We start from the raw sequence: 18,831 nt of genomic DNA on the forward strand, positions 1-18,831 counted from the left end.
TTCACAAGCTTTTATTGAGAGACTGTAGATACTTGAATGCTAAGTTAAACGACTGTCGATTGATGTTGTTTACTATCAAACAATGCGAACTCTTCTAAAATAAGATCGGTAAATAATTGCCCCGCTCGCCCTAACGGCCGCTCCAGTGTAGACACCAATTGTGGGGTAAATCGAAAGCGGTGACCACCAACAAAATCGACAATGGCTAATTGCTGAGTTTCAATTAACTCACTGATTAAAAACTCTGGCATCCAACCAAAACCTAAACCTTTTAATAAGGCGTTTTTCTTCATGATAAAGCCAGATAGGTAAAATACTTTATCACCGCCAAATTGCAGTTCGTCTCGCTGCTTTGTGGGTGATGAATCTTCAATGGTTAATTCAACATGTTGCTGCAGCTCTGACAAGCTAACATTACTTTTATTAGCTAGCGCATGTTGGGTTGAACACACCAATAAACTGGTGACAGTGGGCAATGTGGTGGCAGAAAAATACGGCGCTGCGATATAGTCTTTCACTAGCATTAAATCGGCTTTATCTTGCTCAAATCTATGTTGCACCCCACCTAAAAATTCCATATTAAGTTGCACTTTCGTCGGCACATTATTCTCTGACATGCGTTTTAGGGCAGTCATGATTGGCTCCATTGGTAATGCGCCATCAATCACGAGCTCAAGTTTCGGCTCCCAACCTTCGCTAAAGCGGCTGGCTAAATGCTCGATATTGGATAAATGCTGCAGCAAACGCTGGCCTTCGGCCAAAATCACGCGTCCTTCTGGTGTGAGCTCTGCACGATACTGATCTCGATTAAATAATTCGACGCCTAAATGCTGCTCGAGCTTTTTAACTTGATAGCTCACTGCAGATTGCGCCTTGTGTAGTTTTTCGGATGCTTTAGCAAAACTTCCTTCCTCAACAAGTACTTGCAGTACATTAAACGCTTCAACATCAATTTTCATCGTACGCCCCAAGCTCAGTTGCTGTTCAGTTGCCGTGACACTCTTGTAAACAAAATAATACCATCTAAAAATCTGATGGAGTTACACGCTTTATTATTCTTTTTTTTGTTCATACTAGCAACTAAATTGATAACTAGATCACAAAGTGGTTGATTTAATTGCGCTAGAAAACCCATGTTGCAGATGCGTAAAGCATGTATTTAGCACATACAAATAACAAAAAAGAATGCGCCAATGACGAAATCGATCGCTTATATTTGAATTTAAGGAGTCAGTATGCCGGTTTATGTTCAGCAAGGTCAGATACCTGCTAAACGCCATATCGCTTTTGAAAAAGAATCAGGCGAGCTTTACCGTGAGGAGCTTTTTTCAACTCATGGTTTTTCAAATATTTACTCCAATAAGTATCACCACAACATGCCAACTAAAGCCTTGGCTGTTGCGCCTTATGCATTAGATCACGGTGAAGCTTGGCAAGATTCGTTAATCCAAAACTACAAATTAGATTCGCGCCAAGCAGATTGTGACGGTAACTTCTTTAGTGCCCGTAACAAAATTTTTTATAACGCTGACGTGGCGATGTATACCGCTAAGGTAACCCAAGATACTCACGAGTTTTACCGCAATGCTTACGCGGACGAAATTGTATTTGTGCACAATGGAGAAGGCACACTCCTAAGTGAATACGGCGAGTTAGCCGTTAAACAATGGGACTATTTAGTCATTCCTCGTGGTACCACCTACCAGCTTAAATTTAATGATTTAACGAATGTCCGTTTGTTTGTCATTGAAGCTTACTCGATGGTGGAAGTACCGAAGCATTTTAGAAATGAATACGGCCAAATGCTTGAGTCTGCTCCTTATTGTGAGCGAGATATTCGCACTCCACTACTTAAAGATGCAATAGTTGAACAAGGCGAATTCCCATTAGTCAGTAAGTTTGGTGATAAATACCAAGTCACCACTTTAGAGTGGCACCCATTTGATTTAGTGGGCTGGGATGGCTGCGTCTACCCTTGGGCATTTAACATCACCGAATATGCACCTAAGGTTGGTAAAATTCATTTACCGCCGTCTGATCACATCGTTTTTACTGCTAATAACTTTGTCGTATGTAACTTTGTACCACGCCTGTATGACTTTCATCCGCAATCGATTCCTGCACCTTATTACCACAACAACATCGACAGCGACGAAGTGTTGTATTACGTCGACGGTGACTTTATGAGCCGCACAGGCATTGAAGCGGGTTATATGACTTTACATCAAAAAGGTGTCCCCCACGGACCGCAACCAGGTAAAACCGAAGCCTCAATAGGTAAAACTGAGACTTATGAGTACGCCGTTATGGTCGACACTTTTGCACCACTGAATTTAACCGCCCATGTAAAAAACTGCATGAGCGACGATTACAACCGTTCTTGGATTGAATCATAAACACTGATTCACCTTTACATAATCAAACGTCACCAAAGAGTGGCGCTAAAAGCAAAATAAATTAAGGAAAACACAATGGCGAGCGAAACAAACCCACTTGGTCTTTTAGGCATTGAATTTACAGAATTTGCCAGCCCTGACACTGATTTTATGCATCAAGTGTTTATTGACTTTGGTTTTTCTATGCTTAAAAAAGCAAAAGCGAACGATATTGTTTACTACAAGCAAAATGACATTAATTTTTTACTGAACAAGTCTAAGCAAGGCTTCTCGGCGGACTTTGCTAAGTCACATGGCCCTGCTATTTGTTCTATGGGTTGGCGCGTAGAAGATGCTGAATTTGCTTTTAACGAAGCTGTTGCACGTGGTGCAAAACCAGCTGACGATGCAGCTAAAGATATGGCTTACCCTGCTATTTACGGTATTGGCGACAGCTTAATTTACTTTATTGATGTGTTTGGTGAAGCGCAAAACATCTACAAAAATGATTTTGAAGATTTAGCCGAGCCAATAATTGTTGAAGAAAAAGGCTTCATGGAAGTCGACCACTTAACCAACAATGTTTATAAAGGCACCATGGAAAAATGGGCAAACTTTTATAAAGACATTTTTGCTTTCACTGAAGTTCGTTACTTTGACATCAGCGGCGCACAAACGGCATTGGTGTCTTATGCTTTGCGTTCACCAGACGGTAGCTTCTGTATTCCAATCAACGAAGGTAAAGGCAACAACAATAACCAGATTGATGAATACTTAGGTGAGTACAATGGCCCAGGTGTGCAGCATTTAGCATTCAGAAGCCGTGATATTGTTGGCTCACTTGATGCGATGGAAGGCACTGCGATTAAAACGCTAGATATTATTCCAGAGTATTACGACACGATTTTTGATAAGTTGCCACAAGTGACTGAAGATCGTGATCGCATTAAACATCACCAAATTTTAGTTGATGGCGATGATGAAGGTTATTTACTGCAAATCTTCACCAAAAACTTATTTGGCCCTATCTTCATTGAGATCATTCAACGTAAGAACAATCTAGGCTTTGGTGAAGGTAACTTTAAAGCTTTGTTTGAATCTATCGAGCGAGATCAAATGAAACGTGGTGTGCTTTAACCTATTTGTCATGCGAATTAAGGCTTAATCCTCTCCCCGAATTACGCCCTCAAGCGCATGTTAAGGCTAAAGCAAAAGCCCGCTGTTATTAACAGCGGGCTTTTTACATTAAAGGGGTCAGGAAATATTTATCAAAGATTAACTGATGTACAAAAGAGATGACTAAAGTTGTCATCGACACAAGCGGCTGGCTTTTACCAAATTAAAACGGCACTTCACATTCAATATTCATCAATTGTTTGGTAACTGGATGGGTAAAGCTTAAATAGCTAGCATGCAATAGTAACCTTGACGCAAGAGCATGTGACGCACTATTGCAATATAAGTCACACCCTAAAATGGGATGGCGTATATATTGGCTATGAATTCTTAATTGATGAGTACGCCCTGTTATTGGAGTGAACTTCACTTTTGTGATTGGTATTTGTTGAGTGCTAGCGCTATCTACTATTGTCAGCATAGTTCGCTCAAGTACTTCAAACTCTGATTTCGCTTGTTTGCCAGAATCAGGGCAAATCTTCATGTAAGGAAAGTTTTCAGTATCTTTCGCAATTGCGGCATTAATCTCTCCATATTGAGCGAGCGCACTCGATACGTGACCATGCAAGGTTGCATGGTATGTTTTATCAATGGTTTTATCTTGAAACTGTTTCGTCAGTAGTCCATTGATGGATTTATTTAATGCCACCAGCATAATGCCAGATGTACCAAAATCTAACCTATGCACTAAGGTTGCACTTGGAAAATCTTGCACAAGCCGATAATGAACCGAGTCTTTATTCAATGGGTTCTTGCCAGATAAACTCAATAAACCACTGGGCTTATTGATTAGCAGTAAATGCTCGTCTTGATACAGAATTGAGATTTGCTCAGCGCAAGGTGGGGCAATAAATTCAGTCATGGTTACCTAAACCGTCAATCAAGGTTGCATAGTAATAAAAAGGTGGCCAATAGGCCACCTTTTGTACTTAACTTGCATTAAGCCAACCGTGAAATTACAACATTAAACCCACTCTTATTGAGAGTCAGCTAACTTAAATCGAATCAACTCACTAAAAAGCAGTTGATTGACTGTCAGTAGCACCTTGGTTATCAGTTACCGTTAGTTGCACACTATTCGCTGTTCCTGCACGCTTTAACACCAAGCGACGATTAACCATATAGCCATCATTAAATAGCCACTGCTGAGATGTGATATAGCCATCCTCGTCTGTACTAACTGAAATGAACAGATCAACGAACCAAAGGTCGATATGACGAATATTCGCAACTGGTGGAATATTCTCGATAAGATCTACCACCTCGACAACTTGGCTTTTGCTGCTAAGTAACCCTTGAGAATCTGTCACTGTCAACGTGATGGTATACGTGCCATTACTCCTGTACTCATAACCAGCCACATTACCTGAAGATGTCGCTCCATCCCCCCATGACCATTCATGCGTTAGTTGCTCATCATTATCGTCAGTTGATGTAGAAACAACATTGACAACACCACCTGCCAGAGCCCAAGTAAAATCAGCTATTGGCGCTTGATTGCTGGGTAAAAACTGTAACTCAACAATCATAGGATCATGATCCGAAGAGCGATATGCATCAGCTTGATAATAATCACTTAGTTGCGCTTGTGATTTGTTCTCTTCATTGTAATCAATCACAACAGGTTCATCGGCATTTATATGCCACTCTGACACATTTAGCACATGTTCAATTAATGCACTATTTGCTAATGCATGATCTAATTGCCCTGCTTTACCATTATATAGATACGAATAAGCGTTTGATTGGCCAGCGTGTTCAAACAACTCAATATAACCAGCTTGTTTCAATGCCGTAATAGGATCTTCTTTAGCGTAAGCATTTAAATCGCCTATCACTAATGCCTTTAACTCTTCACCATTGTCCGTAAACTCTTGTGCTAACCAAATAGCTAAACCTTGAGCGGCACGAGTACGAGTTACATTGCAATTGCCTTGACCGTCATTCATATCTGGATCGCCAATACTACTGCAGCTGCCCCCTTTAGATTTTAAATGATTCACTGCAACCACGAACGATTCGCCAGATGCATCATCAACAAATACTTGCGCTAACATTGGACGGTTTTTGCTACTATCAAAAAATACAGCGCCATTTTCATCTAATGGCGAATTAGCACTTGAAAGGATTTTCGCCTCACCAACAGGACTTACCTTATCCGCTTGATACAACAGCCCTACTGCAATTTGATCTGTACCAATAATAGAGTTAGTTGCGCTAATGAATTGATATTTTGCTTCCCCCACTGCAGCATTAAGCTCAGCGACTAAGGTAGAGATAGCTGAGTTTGCGCCAAAGCCATCATTTTCAATTTCCATTAAGCCAACAATATCTGCATCAATATTTAATAATGCACTGACAATTTTAGCTTGCTGACGCTCAAACTCACTGACGCTATCAGCGCCACGGCTGGTTGGAAATCCTTGGCCTGCGCCATCACCGTTAAAATAATTCAATACGTTATAACTGGCTATTGTGACATCAGCCGCCAAAGAGCGCACAGGCGATACTGTACGAGGGTTAGTCGACACGACATTGACCATTTCAGTCGGCATCACTCGGTATTCATTAAAACCAAAATGAAGTACACCCGTTAAGCTCGATACAGAATCACCTGCACGTAATGTATTTGTAGCGGATAATTGCGGTGCAGGATAAGGGACGACATCAGGGTTTGAAGCCGTTGTTCCATCGTCAAGTATCACACGGTCATATTGGTAGCTAGCTTCTAGTGCAAGCGCATCAGCGCCTGGACTCATTATTTGTGTCCCAATAAAATGCCTGCTGCTACCTAATTGAGCTTCACCATATTTACCTAAATTACTAACTGAATTAACCACTAAGCTCTGCTCAAAACGCACTCGCATACCTTCGTACGGTTCCAGTCCCACACCTTCTAATGTGGGTAATGTCACCATTGCTGGCGTCGGTAAATTTTGTTGGGTTTGGCAAATTGTCCATGCTGAGACATCCGCGAGCTCAGTTAGGTTATTATACTCTTTCACTTCTGCCTGAAGGCGGACACGGTCACCTGCATTCACCGCAATCGATGCATTTTCGGTATAAACAAATATGCCTTCTGACGTCATCGGATCGGCATCAGATTCAGCATCTGCCATTTGTAAGTAAAAGCCTTTTAAACCAGCTTGCATATCAGCCGTAACAATCGCCTCAACCACGACAGTCTCACCCAGTAGTGGGCTAATATCGGTTGCACCTTGAATCGCATGAATAGCTGTTGCTGTCTCGCCGCAAATTAGCTCCACGGGATCAACAGGATCAGTTGGATCAGTTGGATCAGTAACTGAGCCATTAAAGCTCCCTAAATCTGAAAAGTCATTTTGAGCAAAACCGAACCAGTTGGCTAACGTCACCTCGTCGTCTACAACAACATCAGCCACTACGCCATCATGATCACGTCTTAACGTATTGTCTTTAGTTGATAACTCACCTTCTCCCCATTGCGAACCGGGATCAACCCCAACTTGACCGAGCGAGTCAATAATTTCTGATTGATTAAGTAATACAATGGCATCATCGCCATTAAAAAAACTACTCGTTGACGTTTGATGTGCCTTGTCTAGTATTTCGCTGCTAGCATCATTATCAGCAAGAACAAACGTCGCCCCAGCTTGCACTTGGCCGACTAAGTCGATACTAGTGCCACTGGTTGTATTTCCATTAAAGTAAAACTGTAACTGATAACCCGTTAAATCAATGTCGCTTTCTGTCGGGTTATAAAGCTCAATTGCTTTATTGTTACTGCTACCTTCAATATATTCAGAAATAATAAGATCATCTGCATAGGATGCTGAAGTTATCGCCGTACAAGATAATAGCCCCAGCGATAATGCGACTTGGCTTGGCTTAATGTACTGCTTAATGTATTGCTTAACGTCATTTGGTTTAGCACTTAAAAACATGTCGAGACCCCTAGATTTTTTCTTTCGTTATGTATTCGCCTTTTTGGCGTTTTGGTAAATCTAAAAACCAATCGACTATAATGAGCGTCGGTTGCAAAAATGTTAAATTCAGATTTCAATTATCTGAATTAATTGAAAATAACACTTTCGACTTATAAAACTTGATAGGTAGTTTGCCAGTCTTATAAACCTGCTTTAGGTTAAATGCCAGACACAAAAAAACCGCTCATAGAGCGGCTTTTTAGCTTGATGTACGCCTAACAACTAAAATATAACACGACGTTTAAGCGCTAAAGTTTTCGGTTAAAATTCTGACAGCGTCTTTTTAATTTCTTTTAAGAAGTCTGCGCCAAGTTTTGGATCTCTTAAACCGTACTCAACAAACGCCTTCATATAGCCCAACTTATCACCACAATCATGAGATTTACCCGACATATTAAATGCTTCAACCGTGTCTGACTCAATCAACATATCAATAGCATCTGTTAATTGAATTTCATCGCCTGCACCTGGTGGTGTTTTAGCCAGTAAATCCCAAATTTTTTCAGAAAGTACGTAACGACCTACAACAGCTAAGTTAGATGGCGCTTCTTCTACTTTCGGTTTTTCAACCATTTTAACGATCGGAGATGACTGACCCGGTAAAATTGCTTCGCCATTACAATCAGCAATACCGTATTTGTTAACTTCTTTCTCATCAACTGGCGCTACCATAATCTGACTAGCCGTTGTTTCGTTATAGCGACTGATCATCGTAGACAAGTTTTCAGTTCGTTGATCAGCACTGTAACCATCAAGAATCACATCAGGAAGCACAACGGCAAATGGGTTTTCGCCAATACACGGTTTCGCACATAAAATCGCATGGCCTAGTCCCTTTGCCTCACCTTGACGAACATGCATAATCGTTACGTTTTTAGGGCAAATAGACTGAACTTCGTGTAATAATTGGCGCTTAACACGCTTCTCTAACGTAGATTCAAGCTCGTAAGATTTATCAAAGTGGTTCTCGATAGCGTTTTTACTCGCATGAGTCACTAAAACAATTTCAGTGACACCAGCGCTAACACATTCATCAACAATGTATTGAATCAATGGTTTATCGACAATAGGTAGCATTTCTTTTGGGATCGCTTTGGTAGCGGGCAACATACGTGTTCCAAGCCCTGCGACTGGTATTACAACTTTCATATCAATGTCCTTGTTAAAGATTAAGATTTTTGTCGATGAGATTTTTTGTCTGATGGCAGATAACGAACTTGCCAACACAACGTAATAATGGTGAGAAATAGCAATGTATTTGCAGGTGACTGTAGGTTAAAGTCGACCGAAATATGAATCAGCATGAACACGATGGCCATTGCACAACCAAAGGCGATTCCCTTATATAGTTTATTGTTTCTTAGATACATAGTTCGGCACGCTAACCACAGTGCATACAACACCCAAAGCCCTAAAAAACCCGTGATAATCACACCATACTCAATTGAGAACTGAATATATTCATTATGAGCATGGTCATAAAAACCACTGTAAAACTGGGGTTGATAAGCTGGAAAAACCGTATAAAAGCTCCCCCCACCTGTGCCTGTTAAAAGACGTTCTTTAATGATAGGTAAACTGTCTATAACAACTTGGTCTCGAGTCTCAGAAGCAAAGCTTGTATCTTGAATTCGTTGTTTAACTTTATCGACACCAAACATCGAACCTATGATAATTAAATCAAGGATAAAGATACTCATCACCAAAGGTTTAAAGAACCTAGGCTGTCGTTTATAAATAAAAATCGCGATTAATGACGTCAAACCTAACGCAGTAAAAAAACCTGCATTTCCCATTCTAGACCGGCTTAGCACTAAGCCTATCACCATGATGACTATGGATAAGCGCAATATTAACTTGCGGCTAAATAAAGTGGATAAGACAGAAACAACAAACTCTCTAACATCAAATTTAGCACTTGATGTTTTTAACTCAGACACTAACCAACCAAATGCAATACATAGGCACAAACCAAGATAATTAGCGAAATGATTTTGATATACAAATGATCCTCTTGCTTGTGAGCCATCATTAAAACCAAATACCGGTGAAGCATCTAAGTTTACTAAGCTTAATCCTGTACCATAAGTGGCTTGAAAACATCCTGAAATAACAATAGCAATCAACAATAACTTGAGTGTTTTTAGAGTTTGAAAATACTCCGATAACAACACAATATAAATGACAAAACAGCACGTTTTTATCAGCTGTTGAATTGATTGATAACTGTCAACTGTTGATATGCTAGGTATCCATCCCACAATTTGAAGGCATTGATAGGCAACAAAAAAACCAACAGGTAATAGCAGTTTTTTTTGCCACTTAAACGTCAGAAATAATCGATCATGCTTAACACAGTTAAGTAAGTGGATTAACCCTAATATGACAATAAATATTTCAAGTAAGGACAGTGCCCAAATACGATTACTACCTAGAGGAATGGGTGCCCAGATCACTAGAGCGCAAAGGCACCAAGTCATCAGCATCGAAAAGAAAGTGGTTTTCGCCATTATTAATGCACTTCTTTAATCAGGTTTTCAGAACAAAGCGCACGATTTAGCCAATCAATATTTTCTTCTGATAAAGGTTTTTGTTGATAACGAAAAAAAGAACAAAGAGTGTTCTGCCTGTTATATTTTGTTGATAAGTATTCTAATTTTTTGCGTAAACGCCAATTTGAATTAACCGCTAAAAGTGATAAATCAAAAATACGACTCTTTTGCGTTGCAGATAGATTTGGCCAATAAGCCAGTCCAATCGCCAAGGCCTGTTCAATATTTTCAGTAATATAAGGTCCGTATTCAAAACTTTGCTCACTGTATTGCCAAGCTTTTGGAAAATCATGCTGAATAAAGGCTAAGTTGTAGGCGTAATCAGCATAAGCATTTGGCCAGGTGGGACGGTTCTCTATTGCGCGCATGTATAAATGATTGAACAACTCATTATTAGCAACGGAGTAACCTTCAAACACTCCCCACTCCATCACTTTGGCAAATGTTAGCAAATAATGAGGGTTGGCAGGTTCAATATTAGCGGCAAACTCAGCAGCAAGATAAGCATTGGAATATTGTTCTTGATTAATGGGCTCATTTTGCCATTTATCAACATAAAACGATGACTTAAAATGATATGCACTCGCCAATATTTTTTGCCCTAAAAACGGCAATGAAACCAGCATTGATATAATTAAAATGCAATATATGCCATTTCTGATAGTTAGATTAAATTTCATCATGATTTTAAAAATAATGACTCAGAAATGGCTCTAGGATTATCAAGCACCAATGCATCAGCGCGATGTTGACCTACGAGTTTTTCAGCGACTTGATATGCCTGTTTTAATTTAGGCGGACGACGGTTTATCGAATGAGAGTCAGAAGCAATAATAGTATAAAGATTTTGTTCTAAAAATGACTGACTTAATTGCAGCGGCTTTTCTCCCATATCACCAAGAAGTGAAGATGCAGTTAATTGAAATAAACACCCCAACCTTTGAAACATTTGAATTCGTTCAGGGTGAGTTTGAAGTTCCCTATTTCTTTCAGGATGAGCAATCATAGGAATAATATTGCGAGCAACTAACCAGCGAACTAATTTATCAGCACCAGGCGGTATATGACTACTTGGAAGCTCTAACAATAACACGTCTTTATCTTGGTATTTTCCGAGAAAAGGAATTTGACTGTTTTCAATAAATGGGATTATTTCTGGGCAAATTCTCACTTCTGCAGCTGTATTAAGGGCAAGGTTTAACTGGCTAAACCGAGTGTCATTCACCAGCAATTCGTATGCGGCATTGATGGACGCCAACGTATTGTCGAAAATTCCCAAATGGATATGTGGCGTAGCAACAACATGGGTTATACCTTGCTCTGCTGCAAGCTGCAGCAGAGCAATCGATTCATCTATTGACTTAGCCCCATCATCAATACCAGGCAAAATGTGACAATGCAGATCTATCATGATGCTTTTTCGTTATCTTGTTTAATGGCATAGTCTTGGCCATATGCTTGATAATAACCATAATCACCGTTGTAATGCTTCGCTTCTTTAGTATTAAACTGATTAAGCACAACACCAACCACTTTTCCACGTGCTTGATTGATTTTCGCTAAGGTCATTTTAATAGCATCAATCCGTGTATTAGCAGATTTTACAACGACAACTACCGCATCACATTTCGAAGATATAACCAATGCATCACTGACTGCATGCACAGGTGGTGTATCGATGATGATTTTTGTATAAGACTTTTTCAGCTCAGCTAATAGCTCAGCAAACGTTTCAGAAGATAAAAGTTCTTGTGGATTTAGCGGAATAGCACCAGCTGGCATGATGTCTACATTTGGCTTAATATCGCTAATAATACAATTTTCAACTGAGTCCGTTTTAGCCAGTAAATTAGCCAAACCCGGTTGATATGTTGGTAAACCAAATCGCACACCCAAACTTGATTTACGTAAATCCGCATCTATAAGCAGAACCTTCTCCATCGTCGAATAAGCAAACGCTAAATTCATTGAGACATTTGTCTTGCCTTCGTTGGGCACAGAAGAAGTGACTTCAATGGTATTTAAATCACTACCAATGCTCATCAAAGAAATAGAAGTTCTAATTGTACGTACAGCTTCTGAATGTAACGGAAGGTTCTTGTCATAGAATGCAAAATTAATATCTTCGAAAGAGGCTTTTTTATTTGCTTTCGGAATATAACCTAATGCACGTTGAGCCAATAGCTTTTCTACATCTTCATTACTCTTTACCGTGTCATTTAATGCCTCAAGTAAAAGCACCACAACGCCACCAAAAACTAAACTTGCAAAGAAGGTTAATAAAACCAGCACTTTCTTTTTAGGTTTAACTGGTAATAACGGGACAACAGCTCTATCGGTAAACCTTGCAATCGGCGAGTCAAAATCCCCTGTCACTTCGGTTTCTTTTTGACGAGCAAGAAAGCTTTCAAACAATTGCTGATTTGTATCAATTTCACGGACCAAACGGCGATAGTCAGTGTCAATACTACTCAAATTTTGATAAGAGCCTTTTGAATCATTGAACTGTGTTTGCAGATCTTGTAGCTTTTGCGCGGCAGTTTTTGCTTCATCCTCAATACCTTGAACAAGGCGTGTAATTTGTCGATGTAGGTTTTTCTCAACGGTAGCGAGCTCTGCATAAGCTGCAATCATTTTAGGGTGTTTAGGGCCGTAAACTTGCTCTAATTCAGACACTTTTCTTTCTACTAAAACGACTTCCCGTTTCACATTTTGAATTGATTGATGTGACGTCACTTCTGGCAAACTTTCGAGCCTACTGATATCAGTTGCACCATATCGTTGTACCACAGACATGAAACTATCAGCTTGGGCTTTTCGTGACCGTGCTAACGTTATTTCGTCACGCAGGCTTTCGAGTTCTTTAGCATCTAGTGCTGTAACACCTTCAACGTCAATGAGTCCATTATTGATTTTAAACTCTTCAAGGCGATTTTCAGATTCATCGAGCTTAAGCCTCAACTCTTCTAAACGACCACCTAACCAGACGTTCGCTTTATGAGTCATGCCAGATTTAGCTTCGAGTTGACTTAATATATAGGTATCACCAATAGCATTCGAAACCAGTGCAGCAAGATTAGCATCAGGGCTTTCGTAACTGATTTTAACTAATTGCGTATTTCTGACAGGTGAAACTGAAATATTCTTTGAAAAGCCTTCTATCAAACGTTGTTTTACCGCGTTTTCATCGACATTAAACTCCCCAGCTTGTTCTTTGGGGACAAACTTTAAATTCGATTTTAGCTGAGAAAGTAAACTAGGCGGTTGGTTAAAAGTGGGATGATTAATTAAATCTAAATCATTAAAAACTCTTTCTGCGATAGTGCGAGATTTTATTATTTCAAATTGGGTTAAATAATACTCTTGTTGACCAGAGTTTATACCATACACTTCATCAATTTTAATCGCTTTCGCTTGCTCTGATTCTATTAATAACGTTGAAGTCGCACTGAAAATCGGTGTCATACTTAATAGAAAAAACGAAACTAATACAGATACCAAAACTGAGAACGTCAGTATTCGCCATTTATATCGAAAAAGTGGCTTAAACATTTTCTTAAAATCAACAATCTGATCCATAGGTTGCTGAAGAAAAGAAGTTGCTTGATTATCGTTTTGAATCATTAAAAGAATCTCTGTTCAATTGTAATAGTATCGCCAGCATTTATTTTGCTGTTAATTGACCCTTTTTCTGAGTCGATTTTACTGTTTTCTCGAGATATGAATATTTTATCTCTCGATGCTCTTTCCGTTAATCCACCAGCTAACGCAATAGCTTGGTTAATTGTCATTCCAGGATTGTAAGGATAACCACCAGGTTTATTAACTTCACCATGAATATAAAATGGACGATACTCAATCATGCCAACATATACATTTGGTTTAACGAAATAGTCGCCTTTAAGGCCGTTGTAAACTAAGTGTTCAACTTCTTTAATCGTTAACCCTTTGACATTTAAAGAACCTAGAAAAGGGTAATTAATTTTACCGCTATTTGTTATTTGTGTTTCTAACGTTAATGCTTCTTCACCGTAAACTTGAATAATAATGGTATCGCCAGAACCTAAACGATAACTTTCATTGGCATAAGCATTTCCAGTTATGGCAAATAAAAAAATTACAAGTGAACAAATTATAGTTTTCAACGACCTCTCCTTTACATTGTCATTTCAGCACGGATGAAATAAACATTGCGATCATAATCGAATCTATCTTCAGTTGAAGAATTTTGATTAAAGTCGACTCCTGGTTTTATCAATAACCAACGAGTAACTGCGTACTCTAAGGCAATTCTTACTGAGCTGGTGTCGTCTTCTCGAGCAACCCCTGTGTATTCTTCATTTGTGAATGTATACGCAACTGTACTTGCTAAAAAGTCAGACCATTCATGTTTCCATTTTACCCCATAGTTGGTTTCTTTAACGTAGTCACCAAAGCTATTAGGATCTTTACTATCACGGCCTGTTGTGAAATCAAATTGGCTGTATGTTAATGGTTTCCAAGTTAATTTCGCATCCCATGCAATACCACTAAAATCTTCTCTGTCACTATTATCAAACGATTTATTTTGATAACCAACCTTAACGTGACCTTCTGTCGTTGATGTGGCTTCCCAGCTCATACCAAGTTTGGCATTTTGAGTTTGACTATCGCGATCCCCTGTAGGGTCAAGTTCATCATAACTCGTATCGATGTTCTTCAATTCAAGGAAAAAGCTACTTGATGATTGAGTATCATAAAAAAATGTCGCCCCTAAAATGACATCATTATAATTACGGTACTGCGTCACTGACTTAAAGTTGGTATATTGTTTCTCAAAATACTTAGCGTTAAGTTGGACTCGTGCTGGCGTCCCACGAGCACCATATTCGTAGTACCCCCCTACCGAATACAATTCATATGTATTAGGCTCATCTTGTACACCACCAGCACCAGCAAAAATCCCCGTACCTCGATCGTCATGACCATTAATATACATAGCATTAAGGTTAAATTTATTAGATTGATTTATCTCAACATCGCCATTAGCTTTTAATAAGAAATCAAGATAATTATCATCTGAACTATCAAAATATTCAGCATACTCAAGACCCGCTTCTACTGAATAAGCATTATTACCATCAAGTAATTCGGCTTTAACAGCAGGCGTAACAGTTAGTATCCAACTGTCTTGTTTATTATCATTTGAACTAGCAATGTTATCATCGTATTTCAGAGCCGTATTTAAACCTGGTGTGATATCAACGCCAGATTCCGTTCTAATAACACTCGCATTTTCATTCGCAGAAAAAGCAGAATGACTCATAAAACTTGTAACAACCAATGCTAATGCTTTTACTTTAAACTTAGGATTCATTTCCTTTGACCTTAATAATTAATCATTAATTAAATAAACTGTTAGTAAGCGTTTTTTCCAACAAAACCTTTAAAAATAGTCATAAATACAATTTTGAAGTCCCACATTAAGGACCAATTTCGTATGTACGCTAAATCGAACTCAACTCTTTTTTCCATCTTATCTAGGGTATCGGTTTCACCACGCCAACCATTGATTTGAGCCCATCCTGTAATTCCTGGCACGACTTTATGGCGGAGCATATAATACGAAACAAGGCTTCTATATTCTTCATTGTGGGCTACAGCATGCGGACGAGGACCAACAACTGACATATCACCAAATAACACATTAAAAAACTGAGGTAATTCATCCAAAGATGTTCTTCTTAAAAACCTGCCAACACTGGTGATGCGAGCGTCGCCTTTTGTTGCTTGCGTGACCACTGATGCGTTTTCCACCACAGTCATGGAACGAAACTTCCATACTTTAATCTTGCGACCATCTAAGCCGTATCTGTCTTGTTTAAATATCACAGCCCCTTTCGAATTAAGCATAATAGCGATACTAATCGCGATTAATAAGGGAGAAAGCGCAGTAATAGCAACGGCACTGAAAATAATGTCGAACGTACGTTTATAAAAATGTTTCATTCCATTTAGTGGCGACTCAAATACACTAATAGTATCGATTGAGCCCACACTGCCAATCCTTGCTTGCATCAAGTTTTTAAGCATGAAGTCAGGGATAATGAAAACGTCCACAGTGGTATCACCGGTTTTTTTGATGATTTCGGCAATTCTTTTTTCAGCCACCATAGGTAAGCAAATATACAACTTTTGAATGCGACCAGCTTTTGCTAGATCAATCGCTTTATCGATATTTCCTTCTAACAAATTAATTGGTAGACCAGTCATTCTATCCGGCTGTCTGTCATCGTAAAAACCTGCAAAACGAAAACCTAATTCAAAGTGCTGCTCGATTTCATCGTAAAGTTGATGCCCACTTTTTGTTAGGCCAATGATGGCAATATCTTGATTATTCCGACCACTTTTACGTCTGTTACTTTTAATAACTTTCGTAACGACTCGCCAACTGATTAATAAAATAAATGCAGAGAAAAACCAACCAACAATAACAACCCTAGAAAATGAGTCACCAAGTTTAAAAATAAAAAGAATTGCCGATAAGCACATAAAAGTAAGCGACACAATACAGCTTAATAACAAAATCATTTTTGAGAACTTACCTACTCGCCAAGAGCGATATAATTGCATTGACTCTGACAAGTAAGCGTAAATTAATAGTGTACTTATGATTAAAGTAAAATAGTCCTGCGAGAATTCAATACCATATGATAATGCAGCTATAACAAATGTTGTAATAATTATAAATATATCTACCAAACGATATAGAAAACTATATCCATCAGTTTCTAATGAGAAAGAGTTATTAGCTAACATTATAAAAACCTTAATGTTGGTTTAGTTGATTACGACTAAATGAGGTATTCGAACTTAAAAATAAAAATATAATGAAAGTAAGCCAAATAAAGCCAACTCCCATAAATGCACCACTTTCAGAAAAACCAAAACACAAAATAGTGACAATTCCTGAAGCGGAAAGCACTCTATTTGCTGATGCATAATGACTAAATGGAAACTTGAATATGTTAGTTAAAACAAGCGATAGAAAGGCAAATAAACCGACAAATCCTATCCCTAGAAAAACATCTAAAAACGAATTATGTGCAGACTTTGCTTCCCAACCAAAATCTAGTGAAAACTGATGCATAATCTCTGGTCTTGAAAATAGGCCTAGGCCATGACCAAATAAAGGTTTATCCATACCGACATAAAACAGTATTTCCCACAACTCCGTTCTGCCAGTTAACGTAGGATCTTTACCTAAAGCATAGGTAATTTGCTCAAAGTACACTGAAAAAGTGAACGTACTAACAAACACAATGGCGAGAAATAAATAGTAAAGAATGACTCTGACTTTAGGGTTGGACAAACTTAGAATAAATGTAAAAAAGACAAAACAAATCAATCCTAAACCAAATAAAACTAAAGACGTTGTAGATTGTGACTTTGCAACACCGATAAAGCTTAAAAAATAAATAAATGCATATAATTTATTATTACTCGCATTTTTTGAAATTATATAATACAAACAAAATAGTGAGGTTAATACGCAAAAGAAGCCAAATACATTTTTATGTAAAAAAAGCCCTCTTAACGCCCCTGCATGATTTGCTGCCATAATGCCATATTGTGGAAGAAGCAAAGCATAAATAAAGCTGCAGATTAATACCAAAAAAACAAAAACGGAGAAATTATGTACCATTGCATTTATACCAAATCGTGCACGGTAAAAACATAACGGCAAAATCACCACAACAAAAGACAATAAATATCTTACCGAAAGCCCTTTGTAATGCGACAGCACAATAGATAAGACTATAGCTAGACCAAGCAGCATTAATGAAACTGAGTTAAAACGCAGAGCCTGCAAACATTTAGGGTAAATATAAACATATACAATGATTAGCCCCAAAATTAACGCCTGAGCAAGTTTTTGAGGTAGATAACTTGCTGAACCCAATTGAGACTCAACATTTGGATAACCAATGCCGATTCCTGAAGTTCTAAAAAATACCAGGAAAAGCATCGTACTAAGCAAAATGTATTCTAATCTATCCCTAGTTAATCCCAAGATATTGCCTCAAATGTGTAATCCGAATATGAATAGTTAAATCGATCACCTAAGCGCCATGAAGTAGGTTTATAGATACCTAATTTAATAAATGGGCCTTTGTTGTCATTAAACGTATTCGGCCCCTTCAAAGAAGCAATTTGCTCACCATTAATGTTAACTGTTAGCCATGCTGAATCGGATATTGATAATATTCCTTTTAATTCGAACTCATAGATTTTGTCAGGTTCAATGTCGTAATCAGCAAAAAATAACCGAGAAGAAATAGTATTTCCAGAGTTTGAACAATGACCAGAATCAGTTATTGATAGCTGACTTTTATCCCAACGATTAAACATACGTAATTGACCGTTTAACACTTCTAATGCCATGACAGGGCAACGCCAGTCTTCACCTATTTTTTTATCTGGAAATGAATGTATTTGGAAAATACTGTGCCACTGACTATCTGTTTTATTTACACTGCTTGTTGAGAAACTGAATGAAAGACTAAAAGGTTTATCTAGCACTAAATCTGCCTGATTAGTTATTTCACAACGTTTCTTACTTCTTTCTCGGTAACCTAAAGACGAGTAAAAATTATCGGTATTTATTTGATGCTCGCTTGAACTGCATTCGCGTCCCCACTCGTTAAAACTCTGCGATGTTTGCGATTGTGCAGCGCTCATTAAAGTCATGAACAGGCCGCAAGCGAAAAATAGGGCTAGGTA

Annotated in this window: 15 protein-coding genes; 2 read left to right on the forward strand and 13 right to left on the reverse strand. The window is 38.5% G+C overall.

The annotated features are described in order from the left end of the window. Window positions 1–44: 44 nt before the first annotated feature. Window positions 45–959: a LysR family transcriptional regulator gene (locus J8L86_RS04535; protein ID WP_065107891.1), complete on the reverse strand. Its 915-nt coding sequence runs from the start codon at window positions 957–959 to the stop codon at window positions 45–47. 276 nt (window positions 960–1,235) lie between these two features. On the opposite strand from J8L86_RS04535, the gene J8L86_RS04540 reads away from it, so the two are divergent. Together J8L86_RS04540 and hppD are read left to right on the forward strand one after the other, a co-directional pair. Beyond that, entirely contained in the window at window positions 1,236–2,396 is a 1,161-nt protein-coding gene (locus J8L86_RS04540; protein WP_055023299.1) for a homogentisate 1,2-dioxygenase, read from the forward strand. A gap of 75 nt (window positions 2,397–2,471) precedes the next feature. Next, window positions 2,472–3,512: a 4-hydroxyphenylpyruvate dioxygenase gene (gene hppD / locus J8L86_RS04545; protein WP_211028935.1), complete on the forward strand. Its 1,041-nt coding sequence runs from the start codon at window positions 2,472–2,474 to the stop codon at window positions 3,510–3,512. Between the two features lie 202 nt (window positions 3,513–3,714). On the opposite strand, the gene J8L86_RS04550 is transcribed toward hppD, so the two are convergent. From J8L86_RS04550 to J8L86_RS04605, 12 genes are all read right to left on the reverse strand, one after another. Continuing rightward, window positions 3,715–4,413 (reverse strand): RluA family pseudouridine synthase, encoded by a 699-nt coding sequence (locus tag J8L86_RS04550; RefSeq protein WP_211028937.1) that lies wholly within the window; start codon window positions 4,411–4,413, stop codon window positions 3,715–3,717. Window positions 4,414–4,564: 151 nt separating this feature from the next. Beyond that, on the reverse strand, window positions 4,565–7,474 hold the full coding sequence (locus tag J8L86_RS04555) for an ExeM/NucH family extracellular endonuclease (RefSeq protein WP_211028939.1): 2,910 nt from the start codon (window positions 7,472–7,474) through the stop codon (window positions 4,565–4,567). 303 nt (window positions 7,475–7,777) lie between these two features. Then, window positions 7,778–8,665 (reverse strand): UTP--glucose-1-phosphate uridylyltransferase GalU, encoded by an 888-nt coding sequence (gene galU / locus J8L86_RS04560; protein ID WP_055023303.1) that lies wholly within the window; start codon window positions 8,663–8,665, stop codon window positions 7,778–7,780. A gap of 20 nt (window positions 8,666–8,685) precedes the next feature. Beyond that, window positions 8,686–10,026, reverse strand: a complete 1,341-nt coding sequence (locus tag J8L86_RS04565) for an O-antigen ligase family protein (protein ID WP_211028941.1) — start codon at window positions 10,024–10,026, stop codon at window positions 8,686–8,688. Window positions 10,027–10,028: 2 nt separating this feature from the next. Further along, window positions 10,029–10,658, reverse strand: a complete 630-nt coding sequence (locus tag J8L86_RS04570) for a hypothetical protein (RefSeq protein ID WP_156669075.1) — start codon at window positions 10,656–10,658, stop codon at window positions 10,029–10,031. A gap of 89 nt (window positions 10,659–10,747) precedes the next feature. Continuing rightward, window positions 10,748–11,479 (reverse strand): CpsB/CapC family capsule biosynthesis tyrosine phosphatase, encoded by a 732-nt coding sequence (locus tag J8L86_RS04575; protein ID WP_211028943.1) that lies wholly within the window; start codon window positions 11,477–11,479, stop codon window positions 10,748–10,750. Beyond that, on the reverse strand, window positions 11,476–13,692 hold the full coding sequence (locus J8L86_RS04580; protein WP_211028944.1) for a polysaccharide biosynthesis tyrosine autokinase: 2,217 nt from the start codon (window positions 13,690–13,692) through the stop codon (window positions 11,476–11,478). Before J8L86_RS04580 ends, J8L86_RS04575 begins: the two co-directional genes overlap by 4 nt. Next, entirely contained in the window at window positions 13,692–14,204 is a 513-nt protein-coding gene (locus J8L86_RS04585) for a polysaccharide biosynthesis/export family protein (RefSeq protein ID WP_348772647.1), read from the reverse strand. The genes J8L86_RS04580 and J8L86_RS04585 overlap by 1 nt, the downstream gene beginning before the upstream one ends. A 20-nt stretch (window positions 14,205–14,224) precedes the next feature. After that, window positions 14,225–15,424 carry an outer membrane beta-barrel protein gene (locus tag J8L86_RS04590; RefSeq protein WP_065107883.1) on the reverse strand — a complete coding sequence of 400 codons (1,200 nt, stop codon included), beginning with the start codon at window positions 15,422–15,424 and terminating at the stop codon, window positions 14,225–14,227. Between the two features lie 41 nt (window positions 15,425–15,465). Next, a complete protein-coding gene (locus J8L86_RS04595) occupies window positions 15,466–16,866 on the reverse strand; it encodes an undecaprenyl-phosphate glucose phosphotransferase (RefSeq protein WP_065107882.1) in 1,401 nt (466 codons plus the stop codon). A gap of 10 nt (window positions 16,867–16,876) precedes the next feature. Then, a complete protein-coding gene (locus J8L86_RS04600; protein ID WP_211028948.1) occupies window positions 16,877–18,121 on the reverse strand; it encodes an O-antigen ligase family protein in 1,245 nt (414 codons plus the stop codon). Next, window positions 18,112–18,798 (reverse strand): heparin lyase I family protein, encoded by a 687-nt coding sequence (locus J8L86_RS04605; protein ID WP_211028951.1) that lies wholly within the window; start codon window positions 18,796–18,798, stop codon window positions 18,112–18,114. Before J8L86_RS04605 ends, J8L86_RS04600 begins: the two co-directional genes overlap by 10 nt. Between the last annotated feature and the right edge of the window lie 33 nt (window positions 18,799–18,831).

Origin of the sequence: Shewanella sp. MMG014 (assembly GCF_018100775.1) — a bacterium.
Taxonomy (GTDB): Bacteria; Pseudomonadota; Gammaproteobacteria; order Enterobacterales; family Shewanellaceae; genus Shewanella; species Shewanella japonica.